Below are 24,284 nucleotides of genomic sequence, written 5' to 3'. Positions count from 1 at the left end.
AACTTAGGACAGGGTGGTAATGTTATCAATTTATGCAGGGGAGACAACTGTCATGCCAAAGGCTGGTGGCGGTGTTTTTTTGAAATATAAGGATTTATATGTTTTACGCTAGAGTCAGGGGAAAGAAGGGAACAACCGTGAAACAACTGAAGCGCCGGGCAGGACTTCGCTCTATAGTCTACCTTTGCACGTTTATAGTGGTCGTTTATGTATTTGTATTTATGAGTACGCCATACATCATGTACCAGCCGGGCAGCGCTTCGGAGGTCGCTCCGATGATTAAGGTGGAGAATGGTGATCCCGCCGAACAAGGAACCTTCATGATGACGACGGTTTCGGCCAGTTATGCCAATGTGGCGTTACTGGTGGCTAATATGTTCAACAGCAATGCAGAAATTGCCCGTAAGGATACGCGGCTTGGAGATAAGTCTGAAGCAGAATATGCAGCAGAACAGGTCTATTATATGAACAGCTCTCAGTCTCTGGCAGTGCAGGCAGCCTATCATGCGGCAGGCATTCCTTATAAGGATGTTACCGACTATCTCTATGTATTCTCCGTTCCTAATCAAAGCAACAAGAGCCAGTTCCAGCCGGGAGACAAGATCTTGAATGTGGATGGTAAACCGGTAACGGATCCGGCGGCCCTCTCTACCCTGTTATCTGCGCGAAGCATTGGCGATAAGGTGAAAGTAACTTTGCAGCGTGCGGATAAGAAGCTGGAAGAAGAAGTTACGCTTGTGGAAGTGAAGGATAAAGACGCGGCAGCTGGGCGTCCGGGTCTTGGTGTGGTCATTGGTGCGGTTCAAAGAGTGGAGCCTCAGGAACCTGGGAAAAGCGTAAGCTTTGTCAACACAGATGTTGGCGGTCCCTCGGCAGGTCTGATGTTTACTATGGAAATTTACAATCGTTTGACGCCTGGTGATCTTACCAAAGGACATCGGGTAGCCGGAACCGGCACCATTGATGCAGATGGTGTGGTAGGACCGATTGGCGGGGTGAAGCACAAAATTGTAGCCGCCGACCGGGCTGGAGCGGAGTTCTTCTTCGTGCCTGTCAAAAATTACGATGAGGCGAAGGCAAAGGCGGATAAGATCGGTACAGCTATGAAGCTGGTACCCGTATCTACGCTTACAGAGGCACTGGATTATATGAAAAAGCTTCCGGTCAAACCCTGACCGGAGGCTCCAGATAATCGCGGTACAGGTCCGCACGCAAGGGGTGCTGGAAGGCACCGGCATAAGCAGCAGCGGCCTGAATATCACGGGTAAGCTGTGGATGGGGGCAAAGCGCAGGCCGCAAGACGACGGGCAGGGAGGCGCTTTGCTTCATTTTTTTGAGCAGAGGCCGGCCACTTTCCCTAAATCCGAGGACACGGATATAGCCGGGACCCTCTGCCAGTGCGGAAGAAGCCAGTTCCTCCTTGCTGTGCCCCAGCAAAAGATGGAGCAATAGCCGCTGGAGGCGAGTGCGGGTGTAGCGTTTGCTCTTCACTGACTGGAGCAAGCTCTCTATCGTGAACTGCTCCAGCTCGGGCATGACGCGCAGCAGCCGGTTCTCCAGGCCTTCATTCATATCATGGAAGGCCCGCAGCTCGTCTGCGGTGCGGGTGGAGAGCAGATGACGCAGAGGAGCGCGGAAGCTCTCCCAGTCTAGTGGGCCGCGGCCAGCCGCGCGCTCGCGCTCAAGGATGGACAGGCTATATTCCGGCATATAGGGTGCCGGAGAGCCGCCTTCTCCCAGCAGCCGGCGGATAGCCGTCGCGCTGGCGATCGAGGAGCCGGGCTGGAGCGGATCATGGAAGCCTGCGCCGGTCCGCGGCACAGTAAGCGGAGTGATCTTGCTCTTTAGCCGCTGGAGCGCGATGAGATAATGCAAGCCGAGGCTGTTGTTCGGCTGGCGCAGAAGCTCAGCTGCGCTGCCGCCGTCCGGTTTCTCCTCTCCCAGGAGAAACCCCTCCCAAGCGACCGCCGCCGCTGCGCTGTAGGCGGCAGGGAAGCTCTCTCCGAGCGCCATCCGGCGGCGGATTTCGCCCTGAAGCTCGCTGCTCTCGTCGGCAAGGTATGCCGCGAGGGGCACCAGCGAGCCCAAAGTGCCCGCTTCGGAGCCGAAGCACAGGCTGTCCACGACTCCGGTCGCTTCCAGCAGGGCCACGGCTCCGTGGGCGAACCATTCTGCCGGTTGAACGGCATAGGCCACCGGCAGCTCAATCACGAGATCGGCGCCCATATGGAGCGCCATCTCCGTGCGGGCTTGCTTGCTCACCGCCGCCGGCTCGCCGCGCTGGGTGAAGGGGCCGCTCATCACTACAACAGTGTGCTCGGCGCCGGAGATCTTTTTCGCCTCTCTGTAATGATGAACATGCCCGTTATGTAAAGGATTATATTCTGCAATAATACCTACCGTTGTCACGGATACCTCACTCCTGTATTGTTATAATAGTCGGCTTTTGGCTCCTGCCAATAGTTATATCATAATTCTCCGTCTTTTCTGAAACAATATAAAGGGAAAATGGTTGACAAAGCTAACCAATGCTAGGTATAATAAATTTTGTTTGTTTGGAGTGATACTGATGAAGATTCACTTTCGCAAAATTGCGAATGCCGACGAACCCTTGCAGATCCATGAAACCATGGATGTAAGCGAGGTTGTCAGAGGGCGTAAGGATATTCTGGACATTAGCCCCCTCTCAGTTAACCTTAATGCGCTGCCCGCGGGTACCGATCAGGTGAACGTGGTGGGAACGCTGAGTGGAGATGTGGACATGTTATGTGGCCGCTGTCTCAATGAGGCTCATAGTCATTTGAAGATTCCTTTTGCCGAGACTTTCAAGTGGCTGAAGCAGCCAGATCTTCCGGAAGAAGATGAAGATGATGAACTCATCTACGTCAAGGACGAGATTGTGGATCTTGTTCCGCATCTGGAAGAAACTTTCGTACTGCACTTGCCGGATTCGGCATTGTGCAAGGCAGACTGTCTTGGTCTTTGTCAGACTTGCGGACAAAATTTGAACGAAGGCACCTGCAGTTGCGACAACACAGTGGTCGATCCTCGACTTGCTGGGTTGAAAGACTTTTTCAAATGATACATTAAATGAACCTGTCTTCCGCGCTTCGCGGGTTAAAACAAATTAGGAGGTGGAATCACATGGCAGTACCTCAACGTAGAACGTCCAAGACACGCCGTGACAAACGTCGCACTCACTTTAAATTGGCTGTGCCGGGCATGGTTAAATGTGAACAATGCGGAGAATTGAAGCTTGCTCACCACGTATGCAAAGTGTGCGGAACGTACAAAGCAAGAGAAATCATCAAGCAATAGTTTTTGGCGAGATGACGAGCGCTCTCCTTTTATTATAAGAGGAGGGCGTTTCTTTTAATCATTAACTTACATAGTTTTAGATACAAATGAGAAGCCGCTTTGGAAGTCAATGCTTTATTTTTCCGGCGGCATGCTTTATACTACATATTAGTACCTGGTTCTAAAATGAAGTTATAAGATTTTATATCCATATAGACAGCGGCCATTGTGTGGCCGGATGCTTTTGTTTTCAGCACGTGCCAGGAGGTGAGCCGCCATCGAGCGGATGTCTAAAAAGGATCGTCAGCAGCATATGCTTCAGATTATCGGAAGCAATCCTTTCATGACTGACCGGGAACTGACCCGGCAGTTGAAGGTGAGCATTCAGACGATTCGTCTGGATCGGATGGAACTCGGAATTCCGGAGCTGCGTGAGCGTATGAAGCAGATGGCTGAGCATTCCTATGATCAGGTGCGCTCACTGCCTGCGGATGAAGTGATAGGGGATATAGTAGACTTGCAGCTCGACAGGAGCGGCATTTCAATATTTGAGATTAGTGAGGATCATGTCTTCTCCAGAAACGGCATTGCACGCGGACATTACGTATTCGCCCAGGCCAATTCGCTTGCAGTCGCCGTGATTGACGATGAGATCGCCCTGACGGCTTCAGCTGATATCCGTTTCTTGCGTATGATTCATTTGGGAGAGAAATGCATTGCCAAAGCTCAGGTGCGTTCGCTCGCTGGGCGCGGAGGCAAGGCTGAAGTGGATGTATTCACATATGTTGGTGAGGAAATGGTGTTTCAGGGCCATTTTATTGTGTATCGGTCTGCAGTTGAAGAAAACAGCGAAGGGGGAAACCGCAGTGCGGATCGCCATTGATGCCATGGGCGGGGACAATGCTCCTGAATGTAACGTAGAGGGTGCATTGTCCGCGGCCGCGGAGTGGCAGGATACACAGCTCGTGCTCGTCGGAGACGAAGCCAGACTGTTACCACTGCTGAAGAATATGCCGTCTAATGTGACGGTACGCCATGCAGGAGAGGTTATTGAGGCGGACGAAGAGCCTGTAAGAGCGGTGCGCCGCAAAAAGGACTCGTCGATGGTCGTTGCCGGACGTATGGTGCGTGAAGGAGAAGCGGACGCCATGATCTCGTCCGGTAATACAGGGGCACTCATGACCACCGGTTTGCTGATTGTTGGCCGGATGGAGGGCATCGAGCGTCCTGCATTGGCGCCGATGATTCCGACGTTGGACGATGTCGGTGTGCTTGCACTGGATCTTGGTGCCAATATGGATGCCAAGCCTCAGCATTTGGCACAGTATGCCCTGATGGGCAGCATCTACCGTAACAAGGTGCACGGTATTGCCAAGCCGCGTGTTGGTTTACTTAACGTAGGTACAGAGCCAGGGAAGGGCAATGAACTGACGAAGGAAGCCTATCCGCTATTGGAGAATGTACCGGGTATTCATTTTATCGGGAACGTTGAAGCTCGTGATGTACTGACCGGCAACTGCGACGTACTGGTCTGTGACGGCTTTGCCGGAAATATTTTGCTGAAATCGCTGGAAGGTACAGCCGGGGCGATCTTCTCGCTTTTGAAAGAGCAATTCAGCAAGTCGCTTAAGACCAAGCTCGGCGCAGCGATGCTGATGCCTGAACTGCGGAGCCTTAAAGGCAAGATGGACTACAAGGAACATGGCGGTGCGCCGCTGCTCGGTCTTGGCGGGTTGGTCGTCAAAGGTCATGGCTCATCCGACGGCAACGCGGTCAAGAATGCGGTTCGTCAGGCGCGCATTGCCCTGCAGGCTGATCTTGTACCAAGCATATCGAAGGAAATTAGCGGGAAGTGAGTGACAATATGAAGAATTTGCGGCCGGTTGGGATTATCGGGACAGGAAAGTATGTGCCTGAGAAGATCCTGACCAACAGTGATCTGGAAAAAATCGTGGACACCAATGATGAATGGATTGTGAGCCGGACAGGGATTCGGGAACGCCATATTGCAGCTCCACATGAAGCAACCTCCGATCTGGCGTATGAAGCTTCGCTGAAAGCGCTGGAATCTGCTGGAATGAAGGCGGAAGATCTGGATCTGATTATCGTAGCAACGATTACTCCTGATAGTGCATTTCCTTCCACAGCCTGCATCCTGCAGGATAAGCTTGGAGCGAAAGGCGCTGCGGCCTTCGATTTGTCCGCCGCCTGTTCAGGATTCGTATACAGTTTGGCAACTGCTGTGGGCTTTATTCAGAACGGAATGTACAATAACGCACTGATTATCGGCGCCGACACGCTTTCTCGCATTACAGATTATACTGACCGTAATACTTGCGTGCTGTTCGGTGATGGTGCGGGTGCGGTAATTATCGGTGAAGTGCCTGAAGGCCGTGGCTTCCAGTCCTTTGATCTCGGTGCCGAAGGTTCCGGCGGCGATCTGCTCAAGCAAGAAGCGGGCGGATCCCGTCTCCCAGCCTCACAAAGCACTGTAGAAGACAAGAAGCACTTCATCTATATGAACGGGCGTGAAGTGTTCAAGTTCGCAGTCCGCATCATGGGGACAGCTACGGAACGCGTGCTTACTAAAGCTGGTCTGGCTAAAGAAGATGTGGATCTGTTCGTACCACATCAGGCGAATATCCGTATCATTCAGTCGGCGATGCAGCGGCTGGATTTGCCGCCAGAGAAATGTGTAATTAACGTAGATAGATATGCCAATACCTCGGCAGCGTCTATTCCGCTGGCACTGGTTGAAGCGGCGGAAGAAGGCCGGATGAAGGAAGGCGACAAAGTGCTTATGGTCGGCTTCGGTGGAGGCCTCACATGGGGTGCATCCGTTCTGGTATGGTAATATAACGTTGAACTGAAGAAGATAAAGGTAGATCGCCGGTAGTTTGGCAGCTACCTTTTACGGGAAGGGGATCAACATTATGGGTAAAATTGCATTTGTCTTTCCCGGGCAAGGTGCGCAGGCAGTTGGCATGGGTAAAGATGTATATGATGCGCTCCCGGTCAGTCGTGCAGTATTCGACAAGGGAGACGAAGTACTTGGGTTTCCACTGAGTCAGCTGGTATTCGAAGGCCCGGACAGTGATTTGAAGCAGACGGTTAACACTCAACCTGCGCTGCTGACAGCAAGTGTGGCGTATCTTGAAGCACTGCACGGTCTTGGCGTGAAGCCGGATTATGTGGCTGGTCACAGTCTTGGCGAATACAGCGCGCTTGTAGCGGCAGGTGTTCTTTCCTACGAAGATGCAGTTAGACTTGTGCGTCTGCGTGGCCGCTTCATGGAAGAGGCTGTGCCAGGTGGACAAGGGGCTATGGCCGCGGTGCTTGGCGCAGAGCGTGATGCACTGGCAGAGCTGTGCCGCAGCATTTCCGAAGAGAGTGGTCTGGTGGAACTGGCGAACGTGAATTGCCCGGGACAGATCGTCGTATCTGGTTCCCAGGCTGGCGTAGAGAGTGTTGTACAACGCGTCAAGGAAGCCGGTGGCAAGCGGGCTATTCCACTTGAAGTCAGCGGACCGTTCCATTCTTCTTTAATGAAGGAAGCAGCGGATCGTCTGGCTGCTGAATTGAAGAACATTACTTTCAATGCTCCATCCGTCCCTGTCGTTGTCAACGTCACAGCAGCACCGGTCAGTGATCCTGAAGAAATTCGTGAATTGCTGGTTCGTCAGGTGTATTCGCCTGTGTTGTGGCATGATAGTGTAGAGTGGATGATTAGCGAAGGTGTAGACACTTTTGTAGAGATTGGTTCCGGCAGCGTACTAACAGGTTTAATCCGTAAAATTGACAAGAGCGTTAAGCTCGTCAACATCAACAGCCTGGAGAGTGCGCAAACATCCTGGTAAGCAAATGGCGGATCAGGTGCGATAATAGCAGGAAGCATATCGAATGAAAGGGGATAAAACTATGTTCTCAGCATTACGGGGCCAGACAGCCCTCGTTACCGGCGCTTCGCGCGGCATTGGCCGAAGTATCGCGCTGGCGCTGGCGGAGCAAGGCGTGAAGGTGGCCGTAAACTTCGCCGGCAGTGAAGAAGCGGCACAGGAGACTGTGGCGCGGATTGTCGAGCTGGGCTCAGAGGGCATTGCCCTCCGGGGCAATGTCGGCAATGCTCAGCAGGCAGACCAGCTCGTGAAAGAGGTGCTGGACACTTGGGGCCGGATTGACATTCTTGTCAATAACGCTGGCATTACCCGGGATAATCTGATTATGCGTATGAAAGAGGAAGAGTTCGATCAGGTCATCGAAACGAATCTCAAAGGCGTGTTCAACTGTCTGAAGGCAGCTACACGTCCGATGATGAAACAACGTTACGGACGGATCATTAACATCTCCTCGGTCGTAGGTGTAACAGGGAATCCTGGCCAAAGCAACTACTCGGCAGCCAAAGCAGGCATTATCGGCCTGACGAAGTCAGCGGCGCGTGAACTGTCCTCACGGGGAATTACCGTGAACTGTATCGCACCGGGCTTCATTGATACCGATATGACCCGTGAGCTGTCCGAGGAAGTCCGCAGCGGACTGGTGGAAGGTATTCCACTGGCTCGCCTGGGACGGCCGGAAGACATCGCTAATGCGACAGTATTCCTGGCTTCCGAAGGGGCTGCTTACATGACAGGCCAGACACTTCACGTGGATGGCGGTATGTACATGTAAGCCCCGAAATGGGTCCAAAGCCTTGCTGGACAAGGGATTTGAGGAAGCCGGAAAGCGTTTATATCCGTCTATGGCATTTTGACTTCATATCTCGTATAATACCAAAAGAGGAGGTGAACCGGATGTCCGATGTATTGGAGCGTGTAAAGCGCATTGTCATCGACCGCTTAGGTGCCGATGAAGCTGAGGTAACATTAGAAGCGTCTTTCAAAGATGATTTAGGTGCTGATTCTCTTGATGTAGTAGAATTGGTTATGGAATTGGAAGATGAATTCGATATGGAAATCTCTGATGAAGATGCAGAGAAGATTACGACCGTGGGTGAAGTTGTGAAGTACATACAATCTCATACCTAGAGTCATATGATTGAGAGTCCCGATCCTGCTAAGGCGGGACTTCTCCTCATTTTTGCATCGTAATGGGCTTTGCAGGTGCTTGTAGAGCGCCGCTTATGGGGATAATTACTGAACCGCAGATGGCTTGTACTGCTGCGGAAATTGCAGTTTATATAGGTTTGATCTTACAGTTAACAGATGAGGTGATTGCGTTTGAGTCATAGAGTGGTTATTACCGGAATGGGCGTAGTGACGTCATTGGGCAAGGATCTGAATACGTTCTGGGACAGTCTGATGAATGGTAAATCCGGGGTTTCCTTAGTTGAAGCATTTGACGTTAGTGAATACCCGACGAGAATTGCAGCTTCTATCAAGGATTTCGATCCGGAAGAGCGCTTTGGTCGTAAAGAAGCCCGCAAGATGGACCGTTTTGTACAGTTTGCGGTAGCAGCTGGCGAGGAAGCACTGAAGGATAGCGGCCTGAAGATTGGCGATGACATTGACGCTGAGCGTATTGGTGTAGCTGTCGGTTCAGGGATTGGCGGACTTGGAACATGGGAAGATCAGCATAACCTTCTGCTTGAGAAGGGACCTAAACGTGTCAGCCCGTTCTTCATTCCGATGATGATCGCCAACATGGGATCTGGACAAGTATCTATCAACCTTGGAGCGAAAGGCCCGAACACAACAACAGTAACTGCTTGTGCAACGGGTAGCCATTCTATTGGGGAATCTCTGCGGCTTATCCAACGTGGGGATGCGGATGCTATGATTTGTGGCGGTGCAGAAGCGACGATTCGCCCGACAGGCATGGCCGGTTTCTGTGCAATGAGAGCGATGTCTACGCGCAACGACGAGCCGGAGAAGGCAAGCCGTCCGTTTGACACTGACCGTGACGGTTTTGTCATGGGAGAGGGCGCAGGAATCCTGATTCTTGAATCGCTGGAGCATGCACAAAAGCGTGGTGCGAAGATTTACGCGGAAGTTATTGGTTACGGCCTCAGTGGTGACGCGCATCACATGACAGAGCCAGATCCGGACGGAGCGGCACGCTGCATGAAGATGGCCATCCGTGATGCGGGGATTAAGCCAGAGGACATTGATTACATCAATGCTCATGGTACATCGACTCCTGTAGGGGACAAGTCCGAGACTGAAGCTGTCAAGAAGGCACTTGGAGATCATGCTTACAAGGTAGCGATCAGCTCCACCAAGTCGATGACAGGTCACCTGCTTGGCGCGGCCGGCGGAGTGGAAGCAATCATCTGTGGGCTTTCCCTGCAGAACGGTATGATTGCACCAACCATCAACCTCGACAATCAAGACCCGGAATGCGATCTTGATTATGTACCGAATGTTCCGCGTAAAGCAGATTTGAACATTGTAATGTCGAATTCATTTGGATTCGGTGGACATAACGCAACCGTTATTTTGAAAAAATTCAACTAGTAAGGGGACAGTGCGGTGAAAGGAGACCTGAAGCAGTTACAGCATCAACTTCAAATCCAATTTCACGATTCTGTGCTTCTGAAGCAGGCCTTTACCCATGCGTCATACGTGAATGAACACCGATTTAATCAGCATCAGGACAATGAACGTCTGGAGTTTCTAGGCGACGCTGTCCTGGAGCTGACAGTCTCCGAGTATCTGTATAATCTGCTGCCGGACAGGCCAGAAGGAGAGCTGACCAAGCTGCGGGCCGCAATTGTATGCGAGCCATCACTAGTGAAGTTCGCCGAGAAACTGGGCTTTGGACGGTATGTGCTCCTGGGAAAAGGGGAAGAACTTACGGGCGGACGTACTCGCCCTGCCCTGCTTGCAGATGTGTTCGAATCATTCGTGGGAGCGCTTTACCTGGATCAGGGGTTGGAGGCAGCACGCTCCTTCCTGGATAACCATGTATTTCCCCTTGTGGAAACGGACGGCAAGCTTCAAATGCAGATTAGCGATTTCAAGACGGAACTGCAGGAACTGATTCAGCATCACAACATGGGTACGCTGGAGTATCGGATCATTGAAGAACGGGGACCCGCGCATGAGCGCGAATTTGTCTCTGAGGTATACATGGCCAGCCGTTCACTTGGCCGGGGAAGCGGACGCTCCAAGAAAGAAGCGGAGCAGCAAGCAGCAGCAGCGGCGCTGTTGCGTCTCAAGGAAGATGGTGCCTGATAACGCACCCGCTGTTCTGTAAAGGGGCAGCCGATGAGAGAGAGCAGCAATGGTCTGAATGCCGGCGTAGAGGCGGAGGTCAGACCGTTGCTGCTCTTTTTTGAAAATATAAGAATTCATATGTTCTACGCTATAAATCATCCTTATATTTCTCGCTGAAACGGATGCCGTCCCTTAGAGGACGGCAAAAGCCGTTTCTACTTGTGAGAATTGAAGTTTAGGTAATGTCTGAGTTCGGTCAGAAGTTATAAAGCCTTGTCGTGCAAGGGGATTCTTGCAGGGCGAGGTTGTTTTAGGGTGCTGAACGCTATGGTATAATGGGTCAGAGGTGATTGGCGAGTCATGTTTTTGAAACGGATTGAATTAGCGGGTTTTAAATCTTTTGCCGATAAGACAGAAATGGAATTTGTACGCGGGATTACGGCTGTAGTTGGGCCTAACGGTAGCGGCAAAAGTAACATTTCTGACGGCATCCGCTGGGTGCTTGGTGAACAAAGCGCCAAATCGCTGCGCGGCGGCAAGATGGAGGATATCATTTTTGCCGGAAGCGATGCGCGCAAAGCGGTGAATTACGGTGAAGTCTCGCTGACGCTGGACAATGAAGACCATACGCTGCCGCTTGATTTCAGCGAGGTCACAGTGACCCGGCGTGTTCACCGCAGCGGAGAAAGTGAATATTTGATCAATAAGCAGTCCTGCCGTCTGAAGGACATCACGGAATTGTTCATGGACACAGGGATCGGACGGGAAGCCTACTCTATTATTGGACAAGGCCGTATTGAGGAGATTCTCAGTACCCGTTCTGAGGACCGGCGGGGAATTTTCGAAGAAGCCTCAGGTATTGTCAAATACAAATCACGCAAGAAGGATGCTGGCCGCAAGCTGGATGAGACCGAGCAGAACTTGCTCCGTATCCACGACTTGCTTAGTGAGCTGGAAGATCAGGTGGGGCCGCTGAAGGAGCAATCCGAGAAGGCGATCCGCTACAAGGAACTGCGTGAACAGTTGAAACACCTGGAAATCTCGGTGTATGTACATCAGATTGAAGGCATTCATACGTCCTGGCAGGAAGGTAATGCCAAGCTTGAAACGCTACGTAACGAGCAATTGGAGCTGGCGACGGTAGTCTCCGCTCATGACGCGAAGCTGGAGAGCGGGCGATCCGCCTTACGTGCGCTAGAGGCACAGGTTGAGGAGCAGCAGGGGCAGTTACTGCGCTATAGTGAAGCCTATGAGAAAAGCGAAGGCTTGGGTGAGGTGCTCAAGGAACGTCACCGCAACTTGGAGAGCAACCGGGAACAGTTGTTACTTACGCTTGGTTCTGTAGGTGAGCGTTCAGCGGATCGCCAGCGTGAGCTGGCTGCCCTGGAGCAGAAGCTGGAACAGTCCAGGTCCGCACTGGCTGAGCTGCGTGGTCAACTGAGTGATGAGGAAGCGAAGCTGGAAGGCGTTGCGGACGGTATCAGCCAAAGTAAGGAAGAGAAGCTCAAAAGCGCACTGCTGGAGCTGATGAATCTCATGGCTCAGGCTCGCAACGAAATCCGTTATGCGGATCAGCAGAAGGAGAACCTGGAGCGGCGGATGAGCCGCAGTGATGAAGAAGGCGACAAGTGGAATGTTCGCCATGAAGAGTTGACTTCTGCCCAGAAGGGGCTGAAGGACAAGATTACTCTTCTGGGTAAGGAGCTAGGCGAGCTGCGCAATGCCTATATTTCCGAGAGCGAACAGCTGAGCAAACGGCAGAAGCTGATCGAGGAGACTGGAGCGGGCTTGCGCAAATGGGAGCAGAAGCGGGAAGCGCAGGTTTCCCGCCATGAGACCATGAAGGAAATGCAGGATGACTTCGATGGCTTCATGCTTGGGGTTAAAGAAGTGCTCAAAGGCGCACGTAAAGGCCAGTTGAGCGGGGTACACGGTGCCGTTGCTGAGCTGATCTCGGTTCCCGAGAACCTGGAACTGGCAGTTGAGACGGCTATGGGGGCGTCTCTACAACATGTCGTGATGGAGAATGAGGCAGTCTCCCGGCAGGCGATTGCTTTTCTAAAGCAGCGCCAGCTTGGACGGGCAACATTCCTGCCACTCGACGTCATTCGCCCACGGCAGATTACGGGCAGTGACCGTAGTCTGGTGGAAGGCGCAGAAGGCTTTGTTGGGATCGGTTCGGAGCTTGTCGGCTTCGACGACAAATATGCCAACATCGTAGGCAGTCTGCTTGGTAATGTAGTCATTGCTGAGAGTCTGGAGCAAGCGAACCGGATTGCGGCGAAATGCCAGTATCGTTACAGGGTCGTGACCCTTGAAGGCGATGTTGTCAATGCCGGCGGTTCGATGACCGGTGGTAGCCAGCATAAGAAGAACAACAGCCTGCTAAGCCGCAAACGCCAGTTGGATCAGCTGAGCGGTGAGATAGAAGAGACGGAACGGCAAATTGCCAAGCTGAAGCAGGGCATTGATCGACTTCGCGAGGAGCAGGAGAAGGCCAGCGTGAAGCTGGAGGAGCTGCGTCATAGCGGAGACGAGAAGCGGCTGGAAGAACAGCGCGTGACTGGTGATCTGAAGCAGCTCGAGCAAGAGCTGCGTCATGTGCTGGAGCAGGTCGAAAGTGCCAGTGTACAGCGCAGCAGCTTTGAGACTGAAGCCCGTAACCTGGAAGAGTCGCGAAAGCAGGCTACAGCTGAGCTAGAGCGGCTGGAGAAGGAAGAGAAGGAGGCCCATGAGGCCATCCGTAGTGCTGAATCTGCCCGCAAAGCGAACGAATCCGCTAAGGAAGAGCTGCAGAGCAAGCTGACAAGTATGAAGGTCGCTGAAGGGAAGCTTGATCAGGAGATTTTCTCCCTGGAGGAACAGCTTCGCCGGATGAGACAGGATGTCGGCTCACAGGATAAAGAACTGCGTCAGAATCGGAATTTGCTGAATACGATTGAACAGGATCTTGCCGACAATGAGCTTAAAGCCGTCAAGCAGAAGGAAGATATGAACAGCTACCGGATCAAGAAGGAAGAAACGGCCAGTAAACTGGATTTCTCACGTGCTGAGCGATCTGCGTTAACCCGCAAGCTGGAGCTGGAAGAAGGCGAGACCAAGGACCAGCGGCAGGCACTGAAGGTCGTGGATGACAAGCTGCGCTCTACAGAAGTCGCTGTCGGTAGACTCGATGTGGAACTGGACAACATTCTGCGCAAGCTGAGTGACGACTACGAGCTGAGCTATGAACTGGCGAAGCAACGCTATCCGGTTCCAGAAGATGTCCCTGCTACGCAGATGGAAGTACAACGTCTGAAGCGCAGCATTTCTACACTCGGCGAAGTCAATCTGGGCGCTATTGAGGAATATCAGCGCGTCCATGAACGCTTCACGTTCCTGAGTGGCCAGAAGGATGACCTTGTGGAAGCCAAGACAACCTTGTATCATGTGATCCGTGAGATGGAAGATGAAATGTCGAAGCGCTTCAAGCAGACCTTTGATGCCATCCGCAAGGAGTTCGGGACTGTGTTCACGAAGCTGTTTGGCGGGGGCCGAGCCGATCTGCAGCTGCTGGACCCGGATCATATGCTGGATACGGGAATCGACATTGTCGCGCAGCCGCCAGGGAAGAAGCTGCAGAACTTGCAGCTGCTCTCTGGTGGAGAGCGCGCACTTACAGCGATGGCACTGCTCTTCGCTATCCTGCAGGTCAAGCCGGTACCATTCTGTGTACTGGATGAGGTCGAAGCCGCACTGGATGAAGCCAATGTGGTGCGTTTCGCCCAGTATTTGCGTGAGTTCTCTGAGCAGACGCAGTTCATCGTCGTTACCCACCGGAAAGGGACGATGGAGGAAGCGGATGTGCTGTACGGGGTCACAATGGAAGAAGGCGGCGTATCCAAGCTTGTCTCTGTGAAGCTGGAGGATGAGGAAGCCGAGATTGCTTGATGCAGGATAGTTGCGGTTGAGCGCGACTAGATGTAGCCTGACACGACAGAGAAAATAATGAACAAGCTTTGTAATATGAGTGGAGTGGGGGAAGACAATGAGCTTTTTCAGAAAACTAAAAGAAAGCATCGCCAGCAAAACGGAGAGTGTAACCAAGCAATTCCGTGACGGTCTGGAGAAGACCCGCCAAGGGTTCGTCGAGAAGGTAGCAGACCTGATTACCCGCCGTAAAAAAATTGATGAGGAGTTCTACGAAGAACTCGAAGAAATCCTGATCGGTGCGGACGTCGGCGTCAATACGGTAATGACACTGGTAGAAGAGCTGCGTGCTGAGGTCAAGAAGCAACGGATCGAAGACGCTGCAGAGCTGCGGCCGATTCTGTCAGGCAAGCTGATGGATCTGCTGCGCGGCGACGATGACAACAGCCTGAAAGAGAACCCTGACGGTATCACCGTCATTCTCTTCGTTGGCGTTAACGGTGTTGGTAAAACTACGACGATCGGGAAGCTGGCTCACCGCTATAAGCAGGAGGGCAAAAAGGTTCTGCTTGCAGCAGGCGACACCTTCCGTGCAGGAGCGATTGAGCAGTTGGAAGTTTGGGGCCAACGTGCGGGTGTAGACGTTATTAAGCAGAACCCAGGCTCTGACCCAGCGGCAGTAATGTACGATGCTGTGCAGGCAGCTAAGCAGCGTAATGTGGATATTCTGATCTGCGATACCGCAGGCCGACTGCAGAACAAGAGCAACCTGATGGAAGAGCTGAACAAAATCTTCCGCGTCATTCAGCGTGAGATCCCAAGTGCGCCGCATGAAGTGCTAATGGTGCTGGATGCGACCACTGGACAAAACGCTTTGACCCAGGCCAAGCTCTTTGGTGAGAAGAGCGGTGTAACGGGTCTGGTCCTGACCAAGCTGGACGGAACAGCCAAAGGTGGTATCGTTGTAGCGATCCGCCAGGAGATGAACCTTCCGGTGAAGCTCGTTGGACTGGGTGAGAAAATGGAGGATCTTCAGCCATTCGACTCCCAACAGTTCGTTCATGCCCTGTTCGCAGGTATGATCGACGAGGAAGAGAAGGCTGAAGAGTAAGTCTGCATGACAGACGAATCATAACCACAACGAGATTCGCATTACAATATTGAAATTAGAAAAGTGCGGAGTAGAGGAATGGGTCCTCATGCTCCGCACTTTTTTCAATCTCACGTATTGTAGTTGATAACATGTTATACAGCCATTTTATTCGATGTGCACATTTTCTTTATTTTCCGAAAAATCAGCAAGCTGGCGGTTCATCTCTTCAATCGTTTGCTCGACACTCAGTACACCGTTCAGCATTTTTTCAAGGGATAACCCGATTACCAGTTCGAGCTTCTTGGTGTTGATTCCTGTGCCTTTCAGTGTTTTGGTTTCTCTGATCCCCTGAGCGCTCCATTTGCTCGCATCCTGAAGCCAAGGGTACAGCGTGCGTATGGTATAATTGTCGTTGATCTCCGTCTTGCCAGTCGTTCCCCCAAGTAAGCTGATCTGCTCCGCAATTTCAGTTTGATTCACCCATTTCATGAACTGAATGGCCGCCTCAATCTTATTGCTGCTTTTCGAAATCCCGATCACTCCACCACCAAGCAGCGGAGCATTCCCCGGAACAGGCGCCGAGCCGATAAACGAGCCGACATCACTGTGCGCAATCCGCGAGACATGGTTCATAAAGCCGATAACCATCGCCGTTTCTCCTCTGGCAAAACTATTGACCGACTCTCCCCACCAGGATTCATCTAATTTCTGAGCTACGTTTAACGTTTCTATAAAGTTGTGCAGCGCTTGTGTAGCCTTTGGCAAGTCCAACGTCATCCCATTACCGGTTATTAATCGTCCGCCCTCTGCGTAATAACGGGTTAAGAACTCAAGCGCGATAATTTCCGGTCTGCCCAGCGTTACGCTTGTACCATATGGTGTCGGAGACTGACTGAAGCAGGACTGAGTGAAGAAGGTCACCAGTTTGGTGTACGCTTCGTAGTCTGCGGGCTCCGTCAACTGCTCTTTATATTTCTCAAAGTACATCCGCTTGATCATCTGGTCTTCAAATAAATCTTTTCGGTAAAAGAGCATCTGAACGCTGGGGTCAAAAGGAAACGTATATGCAACCCCTTCGACATTCATATAATTGTCTTTGATATGAAGCGGGAGGGCATGAATAATCTTATCGAACTCCCCGTCCAGACCCTGAAGCGGATGAAAGGACGTCTTACCGAACCAGGACAGCCATGCCATATCCATCCGGACAATGTCATAACCTGGATTGCCTGAAGCCTCCGAGAGAACCTGATAAATTTCCTCATAGGTATGGATCGCCAGCGATACATGGATGCCTGTTTTCTTGGTGAAATGAGGGAGCAGCTTCTTCAGCGCATCTGTAGTCGGACTGGGAATCGTTAGCATCGTCAGGTTTGTCTCACTTGGATTGTTAACTGTCGGCGCATGTACTGGCTCTAGACCGCTGTTCGCAAAAATCGTATTCTTCGCAATTTTCTCCTGTCCATTCACTTGTTTCATTAAAGACTCGGCGATATGATGCCCGAATAGCTGATAATTTTGCTGATATTTGATGAACTGGTCGTCAAAAGCCGCTTCGGTTGGCGCAAGGCATAGGATCGGCGGCTGCTGATCATCGGAACCGTAATAATGAGCGTTTTTGATAAGCTGGGCCCGGCTCAGACTGGAAGTCACAATAATGTCTGGTATCCCATTTTCCCAAAATTCAAAAGCTCTGCTGTAAGACTGCCCCAGGGGAGAGGCGATCATTTTGACCGAAGCTCGCTTCATTTCCCCCGCAATAGTCTCCGCGAACTGCTGCTCGCTTGAATACTTCTGCTCATCCACGAAAATCCCGATCGACTGATACCGTTTCTCCGATAGATAGCTTGAAACATCTTTCCCGGCCTGCACGAAGTCAAAAGCAGCAAAAGCTTTGCTGTTCTTGATTTTCCGATTCACAAATAGGATGTTCTCTTTCGGAATATTGAGTTCATTGTAATAGATAGAGGCATCGTCCAGGCAAGAGATGGTGATAATTCCGGTAACGCGTTCTTCGGCAATTTCCTTCAGTATGTTTTGTTCGTTCAGCTGCAGATCGTAGGTTATGTAGAGATGGGTGCGGTAGCCCCATTCGGTGAGTGTCTTATCGAGACCCTTGTACAGCTGGGCATACTCCTCCGATTCAATGCTCGGAATGATGATAGAGATCGATTTAGTTACGCCAGAACGCAGGGACTGCGCCTTATAGTTGATTTTATATCCAAGCTGCCGGGCAGCCTCTTCCACCAGCCGAATCTTCTTGGCACTGACGTTGCCTCTTCCGTTCAATACATTAGACACCGTTCCATGCGAGACGCCGGCTGCTTTTGCAATATCCTTGATTGTAGCCATCTTACAATCCTCCTACTTTTTTGGCTCATATTAAAATCACTACTGACGAAACGACGAAGTGGAGTGGAGGGGCGAAGGGATTCTGGAGAAGCGTAGCTTTCGCCTTTAAAGACCGACTTCATCCGATAAAATGTTCTTCCAATTCAGAAGCCGGTCTTTAACAGCGATCGGAAGAACCCTTCGCACCCGTAGCGACTCCTAGCACGTAGTAAGCCAAGCTCTGATTTTCTGCTGAGCCATATTCCTTCATCATACTCATTATAATTTTTACGTTCAATAAGAGATTTGTAAAAAGATGAAGGGATGTCTCTAGTATGACCAAATCATTCGAAATTGACACGTTCCAATTATTTTGATAAGATGAATTTGATCCAGTACACTCAGGAGCAGGAGGCACATTTAGATGTTTGGAAAATCTATATTCAGCAAGATCAATGGGCTACTTAATCAACGGTTTAATGAGCGGGGAATATTGATTGCCGTACATAGAGGAAGCTTCGGCGGTAATATTATTGAAAATACGCTCCCCGCATTTAAAGTCGCACTGCAGCAGGGCGGCGATATGATCGAAATCGATTTGGCCAAATCGACAGATGGAGCAATCTATTTGTTTCATGATGGAGGAGAGCCGCGGCTGCTGAACGAGACTGATAACATCACTACGATGGATTCTTCCCGGATTGCCGGGTTGTCTTACTACAATAGTCTGTTTTGTCGGACGAACACTAAGCTGGATCGTTTGGAACAGGTGCTGCCCCACTTAAAAGGCGACACATTGATAAACATCGACCGCGCCTGGGATTTCTGGCCTGAGCTCGTAGAGATTCTGGACCAACATGACATGATGAATCAACTGATTTTAAAAGGACCTGTGAACAAGGAGACACTGGAATTTTTCGATAATTACGAGAAAAAGTATATGTTTATGCCGATTGTTTACTCTGTTCAAGAGATCGAGACCGTGTTGTCTTACACCAATATTAATCTGGTGGGTATGGAACTGATCGTTAAGACAGACAGCGACCCGCTGTTCCAGAACGACGTTATAGAAAGACTGCATGAGCAAAATCTCTTTGTATGGGCCAACGCCATTACACTGGACGATTACACATTCCTATACGGCGGCTTGGATGATGATACGTCGATTATTCAAAGCCCTGATCTGGGATGGGGAAAAATAATCGAGAAGAAGGTCGACATTATTCAAACGGATTGGCCTTCGTTATTGTCTCCCTACAGGAATGAACGGCTGAAACAGATAGAACTTCATCGTTCATAAAATAACAATAAGTAACCCGCCCTGGATGAAACCGGAGGCGGGTTTTATAATATCAAGCATCAACCAATCCGTCAGTGAGTAATCAGTCGCAGCTCGCTTTTATCTGAACTACAAGTGAGCCGAGATTGTATTATTCAGGCGATGACGCTGTATATAAAAATAGACCAAGTGATTGCTGTCCATTGACGGAGGGAATCATTTGGTCTATTTTTCAAGCACTATATCTATGGATTCAAAATCCACTTTGTATTTAGCTCTTATCATAAAATCAATCAGATCAGCAGCTAGTGCATAGGATTCAAAACGGTTGCCGCACTCCTGAGAAAAACTCCTCCACGACCTCAACATCGTTTCTGCACGTATGAAATACATATAGCTCACGAGTCGGGTGGTGCTTGTGCAGCTCCTTATAGCCGCCCCACGCCTCTTGCGGATTATCGTAGTCTTGAATGACCGCCATATCCTCTAATTGAAGCACGAAGTAAATGAATGATTCAATCCATCTATGGGTGGACTTAAACCGTGACGAATTCGGATAAACTAGATGTACACCGAAGAACACATGGAGAAAGTGAGGAAACAAGCATGATGAATATTTTGATTACAGTTGTAATTATTCTAATGATATCTATGAAAGAAAAGGAGATCAAGACTACCCGTTTATGGCTTTTACCTGCCATCCTGGCGTATGTAGTGTTCACCAGCATAGCCCAAACAACGTTGAGCGTGAATAGTATGCTGCTATATATTCTATGCCTTGTGATCGGTTGTGGTATTGGTGCATGGCGTGCTTATTTGGAAGAGATTCGAATTCATCCGGAGTCAGGCAAAATTACGTCGAAAGGATCGTGGGCGAGCAGCATTCTCTTGATCGTAGTTTTGTTGCTACGCCAGCTCGTCAGTTCATTAGATGTGCATAATACTTTCCACATCCTGAGCAGTGCGCTGCTGTTTCTTCCCTTGGGAAGCATTGCTGCTCGCAGGTATTTCCTGTATACCAAAGTTCGGCGTTTACAGGAACGAGGCGTTTAATCTAAAGTTTATTCGTAATTTTAAATTCTATAGGATTTTATTATTTGTTTAGTATGTTGGTCATACTTAGGTTAATAAAAAATTAAGGTGGAGGCTTTTATTGTGACTACTAACCATTCGTCTTCTTTATTAATTAACATACTGCGTTCAATTGTCCTTGTTATTGGGGGTTTGGTGAGTATCTTGGTAGTGTTTGCTGCCTTGACGCTATTTGTTCCCGCTAAAGGGAATTCAATAATAACTATTGGAATCATGACTTGGTCCGTATTGGGTCCGCTCTTTATTGTTGCTAGTTTGGCTGTGGTTATCGTTACCTTAGCGTTGCGCAAAAAAGTGAAACGCTGGTTGGCGAATACAACCGTTGTTTTGTCCGTATTGGCCTTATTGTCCTCCAGCGGGATCGTAGGAAATTTTATAAAGGCAACCTATGACAATGGCGGCTCGATAAATGTGCTATCGACGATTTGGCCCTTCTCGGCAAAACCTGCACTTCCTGATGTCACGCAAACTTATCAGGTAGCAGATGGTAAAGAGCTGAAGGCACTCGTGTATAAGCCCCCAATCCACACAAATAAAGCACCGGTTATCATGTATATCCACGGCGGTGGTTGGATAAGCGGCCAGGCATCAGATTTGTCTTCCATCATGAGGTGGTATGCAGATCAAGGTTGGCTAGTGGTAAGTGTAGACTATCGATTAGCTTCAGATCAATATGCTACATGGGATAAGGCGCCTGCTGATGTTGCGTATGGTCTGACTTGGGTGTCCAAACATGCTGAAGAATGGGGCGGAGACAATAATCGGTTAATTGTTATGGGAGACTCAGCAGGCGGTAATTTGGCTGTCAACCTCGGTTGGGCGGCAGCAACTAACGAGGCTATGCAAGATATAACAATTCCAAAGCCGAAGGCAGTGATCGCGGGATATCCTGTTGTTAACCCCGGTTATACTTATGACTACGGGCAAAAATGGTGGAATGGTCAAAGACCGAAGGATTTTACAGCAGATTATATCGGTGGTTCACCTAAAGAGCATCCAGAACGGCTGTCAGCTATCTCCTCATTAACCTACGCCTCTCCTTCTGCACCCCCTACACTTATAGTTGCAGCAGAAAACGATGACTTTATTCCAGCACAAGGAACTTACGAGGTAGTGCAGAAAGCAAAGGATATGGGCGTTAACATTACACTTAGAAAATTCCCATCTACGCATCATGGATTTGATGTCATCCCGGGAACCCTTGGAGACATGGCTAAAAAGTCAGTGGTCACTCAATTTCTAAAAGAACAAGGACTTGGTCCAAATTAAAAGTAAGGCTAATCAGCAAGCTTTCCAAATGAATCACAATACAAAGCCCCTATGATTATAACAATCATTAGGGGCTTTATTTTTTACCATCAGCCAAAACCTCAAGCTTTTGATTTTCTCCCATAAACCAAATAGAGTGCAACAGACGAGATTACCATTAACATGACCGAATACACAAGTCCGAGCGCCCGGGTATCGGAAGAGGTTTGTCCGCTGGTCGCATTTTGAATAGCGATGCCCAGCGGTTTGAACAGCGGGTGGTACAGGAAGACTGTCAGATCATAGTCTGCTAATTGACTGTTGAAGTTGAGCGCAAGCACCGCCAGTGTTGAAGGAAGAACGATGGGGAGCAGGACTCTTCTGAACGTATAGAAAGCACTAGCCCCGAGACTCCGGCCGGCATCCTCCAGGGAGGCATCAATGCTGAAGAAGGCAGCTTTGAGCATTCGCAACGTAAACGGGATCAACACAATGATATAAGCGATCATTAAGATCCACATCGAACCGGTCAGCACCTGGTTGGCCATAATCCATTTTGGCGAGTCATAAGTAAGGATCAACCCTAGCGCAATTAGCGTAGAAGGTAGCAGCCAAGGGATTAGCATTGCGTACTCCAGCGCTGTAGTAAAGAGATTGCTGTACTTATGCAGAATGCGAGATACAAGAAGTGACAAGGTGACGACAATCACAGCTGCCCCGGCAGCGTACACAATACTGATGAGATACGGCTGATACGCATCCGCGTTGGTAAACAGCAGCTTATAGTTGCTGACCGTAAAATGATCCCAGGACAAGGTGGAAGTAGAGATGCTATAAGCATCCGTAAAGGAAAAGATGACTGTCAATAGAATTGGTACGGTATAGATTATAAATAGAAGGTAAGCAACGACGTGAACCAGTGTGTTCAACCATTTGTTGGTGATTTTTTGTTTTACTATCTCTGATTTCACCTTGGAGACCGAGATAAAGTTCCCTTTTTTCTCCGCCTTACGAAGAAAGGTCAACAGAATCAGTGTAGCAACTCCCAAGATGATCGCCAGTACGGAAGCCATGTCCCGGGAGGTTGGGCTTTTCGAAAAGGCCAGAATTAACGGGGTAATCGTCTGAAATTCAGTTCCCCCTACAATCAGCGGCGCGGAGGTGGCGCCAAGACCGGTCAGAAACAGCAGGATCGTAATCGCGAATAAAGAGGGCTGCAACACTGGCAATACCACTCTTCTTAAAATGTAAAAGGGGGACGCACCCATATTACGTGCAGCCTCCACAGTTTGGTAATCGATTTTGCGAATGGCATTCGATAAGAACAACACGTGATTGGACGTACAAGCAAACGTCATGACGAACAGCACTGCCCAGTAACCGTGGAACCAGTCCGCCGGAAAAGAAGGGAAGAGCAGGAGCAGAAATTTCGTAATAAAGCCCTGCTCGCCGTACAGAAATTTGTAGCCTGACACCAGCACAATGCCGCTGTATACAAGTGTAGTATAATAGCCGATCCGCAGCAGCTTGGACCCTTTAATATCGAAATAGTCGGTTACAAATACTAGAAAAATGCCGACGATATTCACCGTAATGACCATCGAGACGGCCAGAATAAAGCTGTTTAACAAGCCCTTCAGCGCTCTTTTGGAGTGCAGCAGTTTTTGAAAAGGTTCGATCGAGAAGCTTCCGTTTGCCCAAAACACGCTCTTCAGCAGATTAAGATTGGGATAAACCAGAAAAGCAATAATAAACCAGGTTAAGAACAAACCCGCAATGAGCAGGGACAGTCTCCCCGGCGTTACGTATCTTTTAATGCGCTCTATTGTCATGGGGAAAGCCTCCTAATATTGCAAAATATCGTCCGGGCGAATAAAAATATCTATTTCATTTCCGATGATGCAGCGGCTTCGTCCGTCCTCAATCTCCACCTTTTTCAGGAGGGCCCCACCTATTTCAAACGTATATTTCGTGTATAAACCGTAGTATTCAGCGTCGATCACGCGTGCTGTTAGTGTAGTAAACGCCTCGGCGTTCCCCTCTGCCAGGGAGGTGTAGATTTTCTCAGTTCTTAGATAGGCGGCTTTAGCCGGGTCGAATGACTTGCCTGTTGTTGTGTTAACCTTTTCGATGATAGAACGTTCCAATGTATTGATGTCTCCGATAAAATTGCATACAAACTCGGTCGCAGACTGACTGTAAATTTCGTACGGTGTGCCGACCTGCTCCACGGCTCCGTGATTGAACACGGCGATGCGGTCCGATAAGGTCAGGGCTTCCTCCTGGTCATGGGTTACATAGATCGTAGTGATACCAAACTTCTTCTGTAGACTTTTCAGCTCATTTCGCAGTTGGACCCGCAGGCTGGCATCGAGATTGGAGAGGGGCTCGTCCAATACTAGAATGCTGGGCTTCAGCACTAGCGCTCTGGCGATAGCTACACGTTGCTGCTGGCCCCCTGACAGCTCGGACACTTTTTTGCGTAATTGCGCTTGACTCAGGTCCACTTTCTGGGCGATTTCTACCACTTCGGCTTCAATCTGTTCTTTGGGCATTTTCTTGACCTTCAGGCCGAAGGAGATGTTCTCATATACATTAAGAGTCGGGAACAGGGCGTAACTTTGAAAAACCATACTGATGTCCCGTTTCTCTACAGGTAATTGCGTGATGTCCTTGCCATTCACATGAATGGATCCATGCGTCGGGCTGACAAATCCAACAAGGCTTCGCAATGTAGTCGTTTTGCCACAACCGGAAGGGCCCAGCATGGTGAAAAACTCACCTTCAGCAATCTTCAAATTCAAGTTCTTCACTGCGATAAAATCGTTATATTTAATTTCTATGTCTCTAAATTCGATCATGATTCCCCGGCTCCTCACTA

At 49.9% G+C, this 24,284-nt stretch carries 21 protein-coding genes; 16 read left to right on the top strand and 5 right to left on the bottom strand.

Features of this window, described 5'->3' with window-relative positions; translation table 11 throughout:
- The first annotated feature begins 137 nt into the window (after nucleotides 1-137).
- Nucleotides 138-1,175, top strand: a complete 1,038-nt coding sequence (locus tag ACFVU8_RS06895; protein ID WP_379466009.1) for a SepM family pheromone-processing serine protease — start codon at nucleotides 138-140, stop codon at nucleotides 1,173-1,175.
- Here ACFVU8_RS06895 and ACFVU8_RS06890 read toward each other — a convergent pair.
- A complete protein-coding gene (locus ACFVU8_RS06890) occupies nucleotides 1,165-2,409 on the bottom strand; it encodes a nucleotidyltransferase (RefSeq protein ID WP_387426456.1) in 1,245 nt (414 codons plus the stop codon). The two genes, ACFVU8_RS06895 and ACFVU8_RS06890, sit on opposite strands and share 11 nt — an antisense overlap.
- Nucleotides 2,410-2,569: 160 nt before the next feature.
- Between ACFVU8_RS06890 and ACFVU8_RS06885 the strand changes: the two genes are divergently transcribed.
- The 12 genes from ACFVU8_RS06885 to ftsY all read left to right on the top strand — a co-directional run bounded on the left by ACFVU8_RS06885 (nucleotide 2,570) and on the right by ftsY (nucleotide 15,471).
- On the top strand, nucleotides 2,570-3,082 hold the full coding sequence (locus tag ACFVU8_RS06885) for a YceD family protein (RefSeq protein ID WP_175374782.1): 513 nt from the start codon (nucleotides 2,570-2,572) through the stop codon (nucleotides 3,080-3,082).
- Between the two features lie 62 nt (nucleotides 3,083-3,144).
- Entirely contained in the window at nucleotides 3,145-3,318 is a 174-nt protein-coding gene (gene rpmF / locus ACFVU8_RS06880) for a 50S ribosomal protein L32 (RefSeq protein ID WP_026263995.1), read from the top strand.
- 265 nt (nucleotides 3,319-3,583) lie between these two features.
- Nucleotides 3,584-4,180 carry a transcription factor FapR gene (fapR, locus tag ACFVU8_RS06875; protein ID WP_175374783.1) on the top strand — a complete coding sequence of 199 codons (597 nt, stop codon included), beginning with the start codon at nucleotides 3,584-3,586 and terminating at the stop codon, nucleotides 4,178-4,180.
- Nucleotides 4,164-5,153, top strand: a complete 990-nt coding sequence (gene plsX / locus ACFVU8_RS06870) for a phosphate acyltransferase PlsX (RefSeq protein ID WP_175374784.1) — start codon at nucleotides 4,164-4,166, stop codon at nucleotides 5,151-5,153. The genes fapR and plsX overlap by 17 nt, the downstream gene beginning before the upstream one ends.
- A gap of 8 nt (nucleotides 5,154-5,161) precedes the next feature.
- Nucleotides 5,162-6,151 carry a beta-ketoacyl-ACP synthase III gene (locus ACFVU8_RS06865; protein ID WP_175374785.1) on the top strand — a complete coding sequence of 330 codons (990 nt, stop codon included), beginning with the start codon at nucleotides 5,162-5,164 and terminating at the stop codon, nucleotides 6,149-6,151.
- 79 nt (nucleotides 6,152-6,230) lie between these two features.
- Nucleotides 6,231-7,154: an ACP S-malonyltransferase gene (gene fabD / locus ACFVU8_RS06860; RefSeq protein ID WP_387426455.1), complete on the top strand. Its 924-nt coding sequence runs from the start codon at nucleotides 6,231-6,233 to the stop codon at nucleotides 7,152-7,154.
- A gap of 61 nt (nucleotides 7,155-7,215) precedes the next feature.
- On the top strand, nucleotides 7,216-7,965 hold the full coding sequence (gene fabG, locus ACFVU8_RS06855) for a 3-oxoacyl-[acyl-carrier-protein] reductase (RefSeq protein ID WP_379197585.1): 750 nt from the start codon (nucleotides 7,216-7,218) through the stop codon (nucleotides 7,963-7,965).
- Between the two features lie 122 nt (nucleotides 7,966-8,087).
- A complete protein-coding gene (locus tag ACFVU8_RS06850) occupies nucleotides 8,088-8,321 on the top strand; it encodes an acyl carrier protein (protein WP_019911228.1) in 234 nt (77 codons plus the stop codon).
- A 192-nt stretch (nucleotides 8,322-8,513) separates the two neighbouring features.
- Nucleotides 8,514-9,749, top strand: a complete 1,236-nt coding sequence (gene fabF / locus ACFVU8_RS06845) for a beta-ketoacyl-ACP synthase II (protein ID WP_175374787.1) — start codon at nucleotides 8,514-8,516, stop codon at nucleotides 9,747-9,749.
- A 15-nt stretch (nucleotides 9,750-9,764) separates the two neighbouring features.
- Nucleotides 9,765-10,469, top strand: a complete 705-nt coding sequence (gene rnc / locus ACFVU8_RS06840) for a ribonuclease III (protein ID WP_175374788.1) — start codon at nucleotides 9,765-9,767, stop codon at nucleotides 10,467-10,469.
- Between the two features lie 342 nt (nucleotides 10,470-10,811).
- Complete coding sequence (gene smc, locus ACFVU8_RS06835) at nucleotides 10,812-14,381, top strand: chromosome segregation protein SMC (RefSeq protein ID WP_387426454.1); 3,570 nt, start codon at nucleotides 10,812-10,814, stop codon at nucleotides 14,379-14,381.
- A 97-nt stretch (nucleotides 14,382-14,478) separates the two neighbouring features.
- A complete protein-coding gene (gene ftsY / locus ACFVU8_RS06830) occupies nucleotides 14,479-15,471 on the top strand; it encodes a signal recognition particle-docking protein FtsY (protein ID WP_387426453.1) in 993 nt (330 codons plus the stop codon).
- 147 nt (nucleotides 15,472-15,618) lie between these two features.
- Here ftsY and ACFVU8_RS06825 read toward each other — a convergent pair whose 3' ends face one another.
- Nucleotides 15,619-17,805 (bottom strand): extracellular solute-binding protein, encoded by a 2,187-nt coding sequence (locus tag ACFVU8_RS06825; RefSeq protein WP_387426452.1) that lies wholly within the window; start codon nucleotides 17,803-17,805, stop codon nucleotides 15,619-15,621.
- 403 nt (nucleotides 17,806-18,208) lie between these two features.
- On the opposite strand from ACFVU8_RS06825, the gene ACFVU8_RS06820 reads away from it, so the two are divergent.
- The gene (locus tag ACFVU8_RS06820; RefSeq protein ID WP_387426451.1) at nucleotides 18,209-19,084 is read left to right on the top strand and encodes a glycerophosphodiester phosphodiesterase family protein; all 876 of its coding nucleotides are present in this window, start codon (nucleotides 18,209-18,211) and stop codon (nucleotides 19,082-19,084) included.
- 298 nt (nucleotides 19,085-19,382) lie between these two features.
- Here the strand turns inward: ACFVU8_RS06820 and ACFVU8_RS06815 are convergent, their stop codons facing one another.
- Nucleotides 19,383-19,544 carry a hypothetical protein gene (locus ACFVU8_RS06815; protein ID WP_387426450.1) on the bottom strand — a complete coding sequence of 54 codons (162 nt, stop codon included), beginning with the start codon at nucleotides 19,542-19,544 and terminating at the stop codon, nucleotides 19,383-19,385.
- A 125-nt stretch (nucleotides 19,545-19,669) separates the two neighbouring features.
- On the opposite strand from ACFVU8_RS06815, the gene ACFVU8_RS06810 reads away from it, so the two are divergent.
- The gene (locus tag ACFVU8_RS06810) at nucleotides 19,670-20,116 is read left to right on the top strand and encodes a CcdC protein domain-containing protein (RefSeq protein WP_387426448.1); all 447 of its coding nucleotides are present in this window, start codon (nucleotides 19,670-19,672) and stop codon (nucleotides 20,114-20,116) included.
- Between the two features lie 102 nt (nucleotides 20,117-20,218).
- Complete coding sequence (locus ACFVU8_RS06805; protein WP_387426446.1) at nucleotides 20,219-21,424, top strand: alpha/beta hydrolase; 1,206 nt, start codon at nucleotides 20,219-20,221, stop codon at nucleotides 21,422-21,424.
- A gap of 101 nt (nucleotides 21,425-21,525) precedes the next feature.
- Here ACFVU8_RS06805 and ACFVU8_RS06800 read toward each other — a convergent pair whose 3' ends face one another.
- Together ACFVU8_RS06800 and ACFVU8_RS06795 are read right to left on the bottom strand one after the other, a co-directional pair.
- Complete coding sequence (locus tag ACFVU8_RS06800; protein WP_387426445.1) at nucleotides 21,526-23,235, bottom strand: ABC transporter permease; 1,710 nt, start codon at nucleotides 23,233-23,235, stop codon at nucleotides 21,526-21,528.
- 12 nt (nucleotides 23,236-23,247) lie between these two features.
- Nucleotides 23,248-24,264 (bottom strand): ABC transporter ATP-binding protein, encoded by a 1,017-nt coding sequence (locus tag ACFVU8_RS06795; RefSeq protein WP_387426443.1) that lies wholly within the window; start codon nucleotides 24,262-24,264, stop codon nucleotides 23,248-23,250.
- Nucleotides 24,265-24,284: the final 20 nt, after the last annotated feature.

This window comes from Paenibacillus sp. NPDC058177, from assembly GCF_042883835.1.
GTDB lineage: Bacteria > Bacillota > Bacilli > Paenibacillales > Paenibacillaceae > Paenibacillus_AQ > Paenibacillus_AQ agri.
This window is presented reverse-complemented; position numbering and strand designations above follow the sequence as displayed.

Coding starts and splice junctions, on each gene's coding strand:
- ACFVU8_RS06885 (WP_175374782.1), top strand. CDS start 2,570: ATGAAGATTCACTTTCGCAAAATTGCGAATGCCGACGAACCCTTGCAG.
- rpmF (WP_026263995.1), top strand. CDS start 3,145: ATGGCAGTACCTCAACGTAGAACGTCCAAGACACGCCGTGACAAACGT.
- fapR (WP_175374783.1), top strand. CDS start 3,584: ATGTCTAAAAAGGATCGTCAGCAGCATATGCTTCAGATTATCGGAAGC.
- ACFVU8_RS06865 (WP_175374785.1), top strand. CDS start 5,162: ATGAAGAATTTGCGGCCGGTTGGGATTATCGGGACAGGAAAGTATGTG.
- fabD (WP_387426455.1), top strand. CDS start 6,231: ATGGGTAAAATTGCATTTGTCTTTCCCGGGCAAGGTGCGCAGGCAGTT.
- fabG (WP_379197585.1), top strand. CDS start 7,216: ATGTTCTCAGCATTACGGGGCCAGACAGCCCTCGTTACCGGCGCTTCG.
- ACFVU8_RS06850 (WP_019911228.1), top strand. CDS start 8,088: ATGTCCGATGTATTGGAGCGTGTAAAGCGCATTGTCATCGACCGCTTA.
- smc (WP_387426454.1), top strand. CDS start 10,812: ATGTTTTTGAAACGGATTGAATTAGCGGGTTTTAAATCTTTTGCCGAT.
- ftsY (WP_387426453.1), top strand. CDS start 14,479: ATGAGCTTTTTCAGAAAACTAAAAGAAAGCATCGCCAGCAAAACGGAG.
- ACFVU8_RS06825 (WP_387426452.1), bottom strand. CDS start 17,805: ATGGCTACAATCAAGGATATTGCAAAAGCAGCCGGCGTCTCGCATGGA.
- ACFVU8_RS06820 (WP_387426451.1), top strand. CDS start 18,209: ATGTTTGGAAAATCTATATTCAGCAAGATCAATGGGCTACTTAATCAA.
- ACFVU8_RS06815 (WP_387426450.1), bottom strand. CDS start 19,544: ATGGCGGTCATTCAAGACTACGATAATCCGCAAGAGGCGTGGGGCGGC.
- ACFVU8_RS06810 (WP_387426448.1), top strand. CDS start 19,670: ATGATGAATATTTTGATTACAGTTGTAATTATTCTAATGATATCTATG.
- ACFVU8_RS06800 (WP_387426445.1), bottom strand. CDS start 23,235: ATGACAATAGAGCGCATTAAAAGATACGTAACGCCGGGGAGACTGTCC.
- ACFVU8_RS06795 (WP_387426443.1), bottom strand. CDS start 24,264: ATGATCGAATTTAGAGACATAGAAATTAAATATAACGATTTTATCGCA.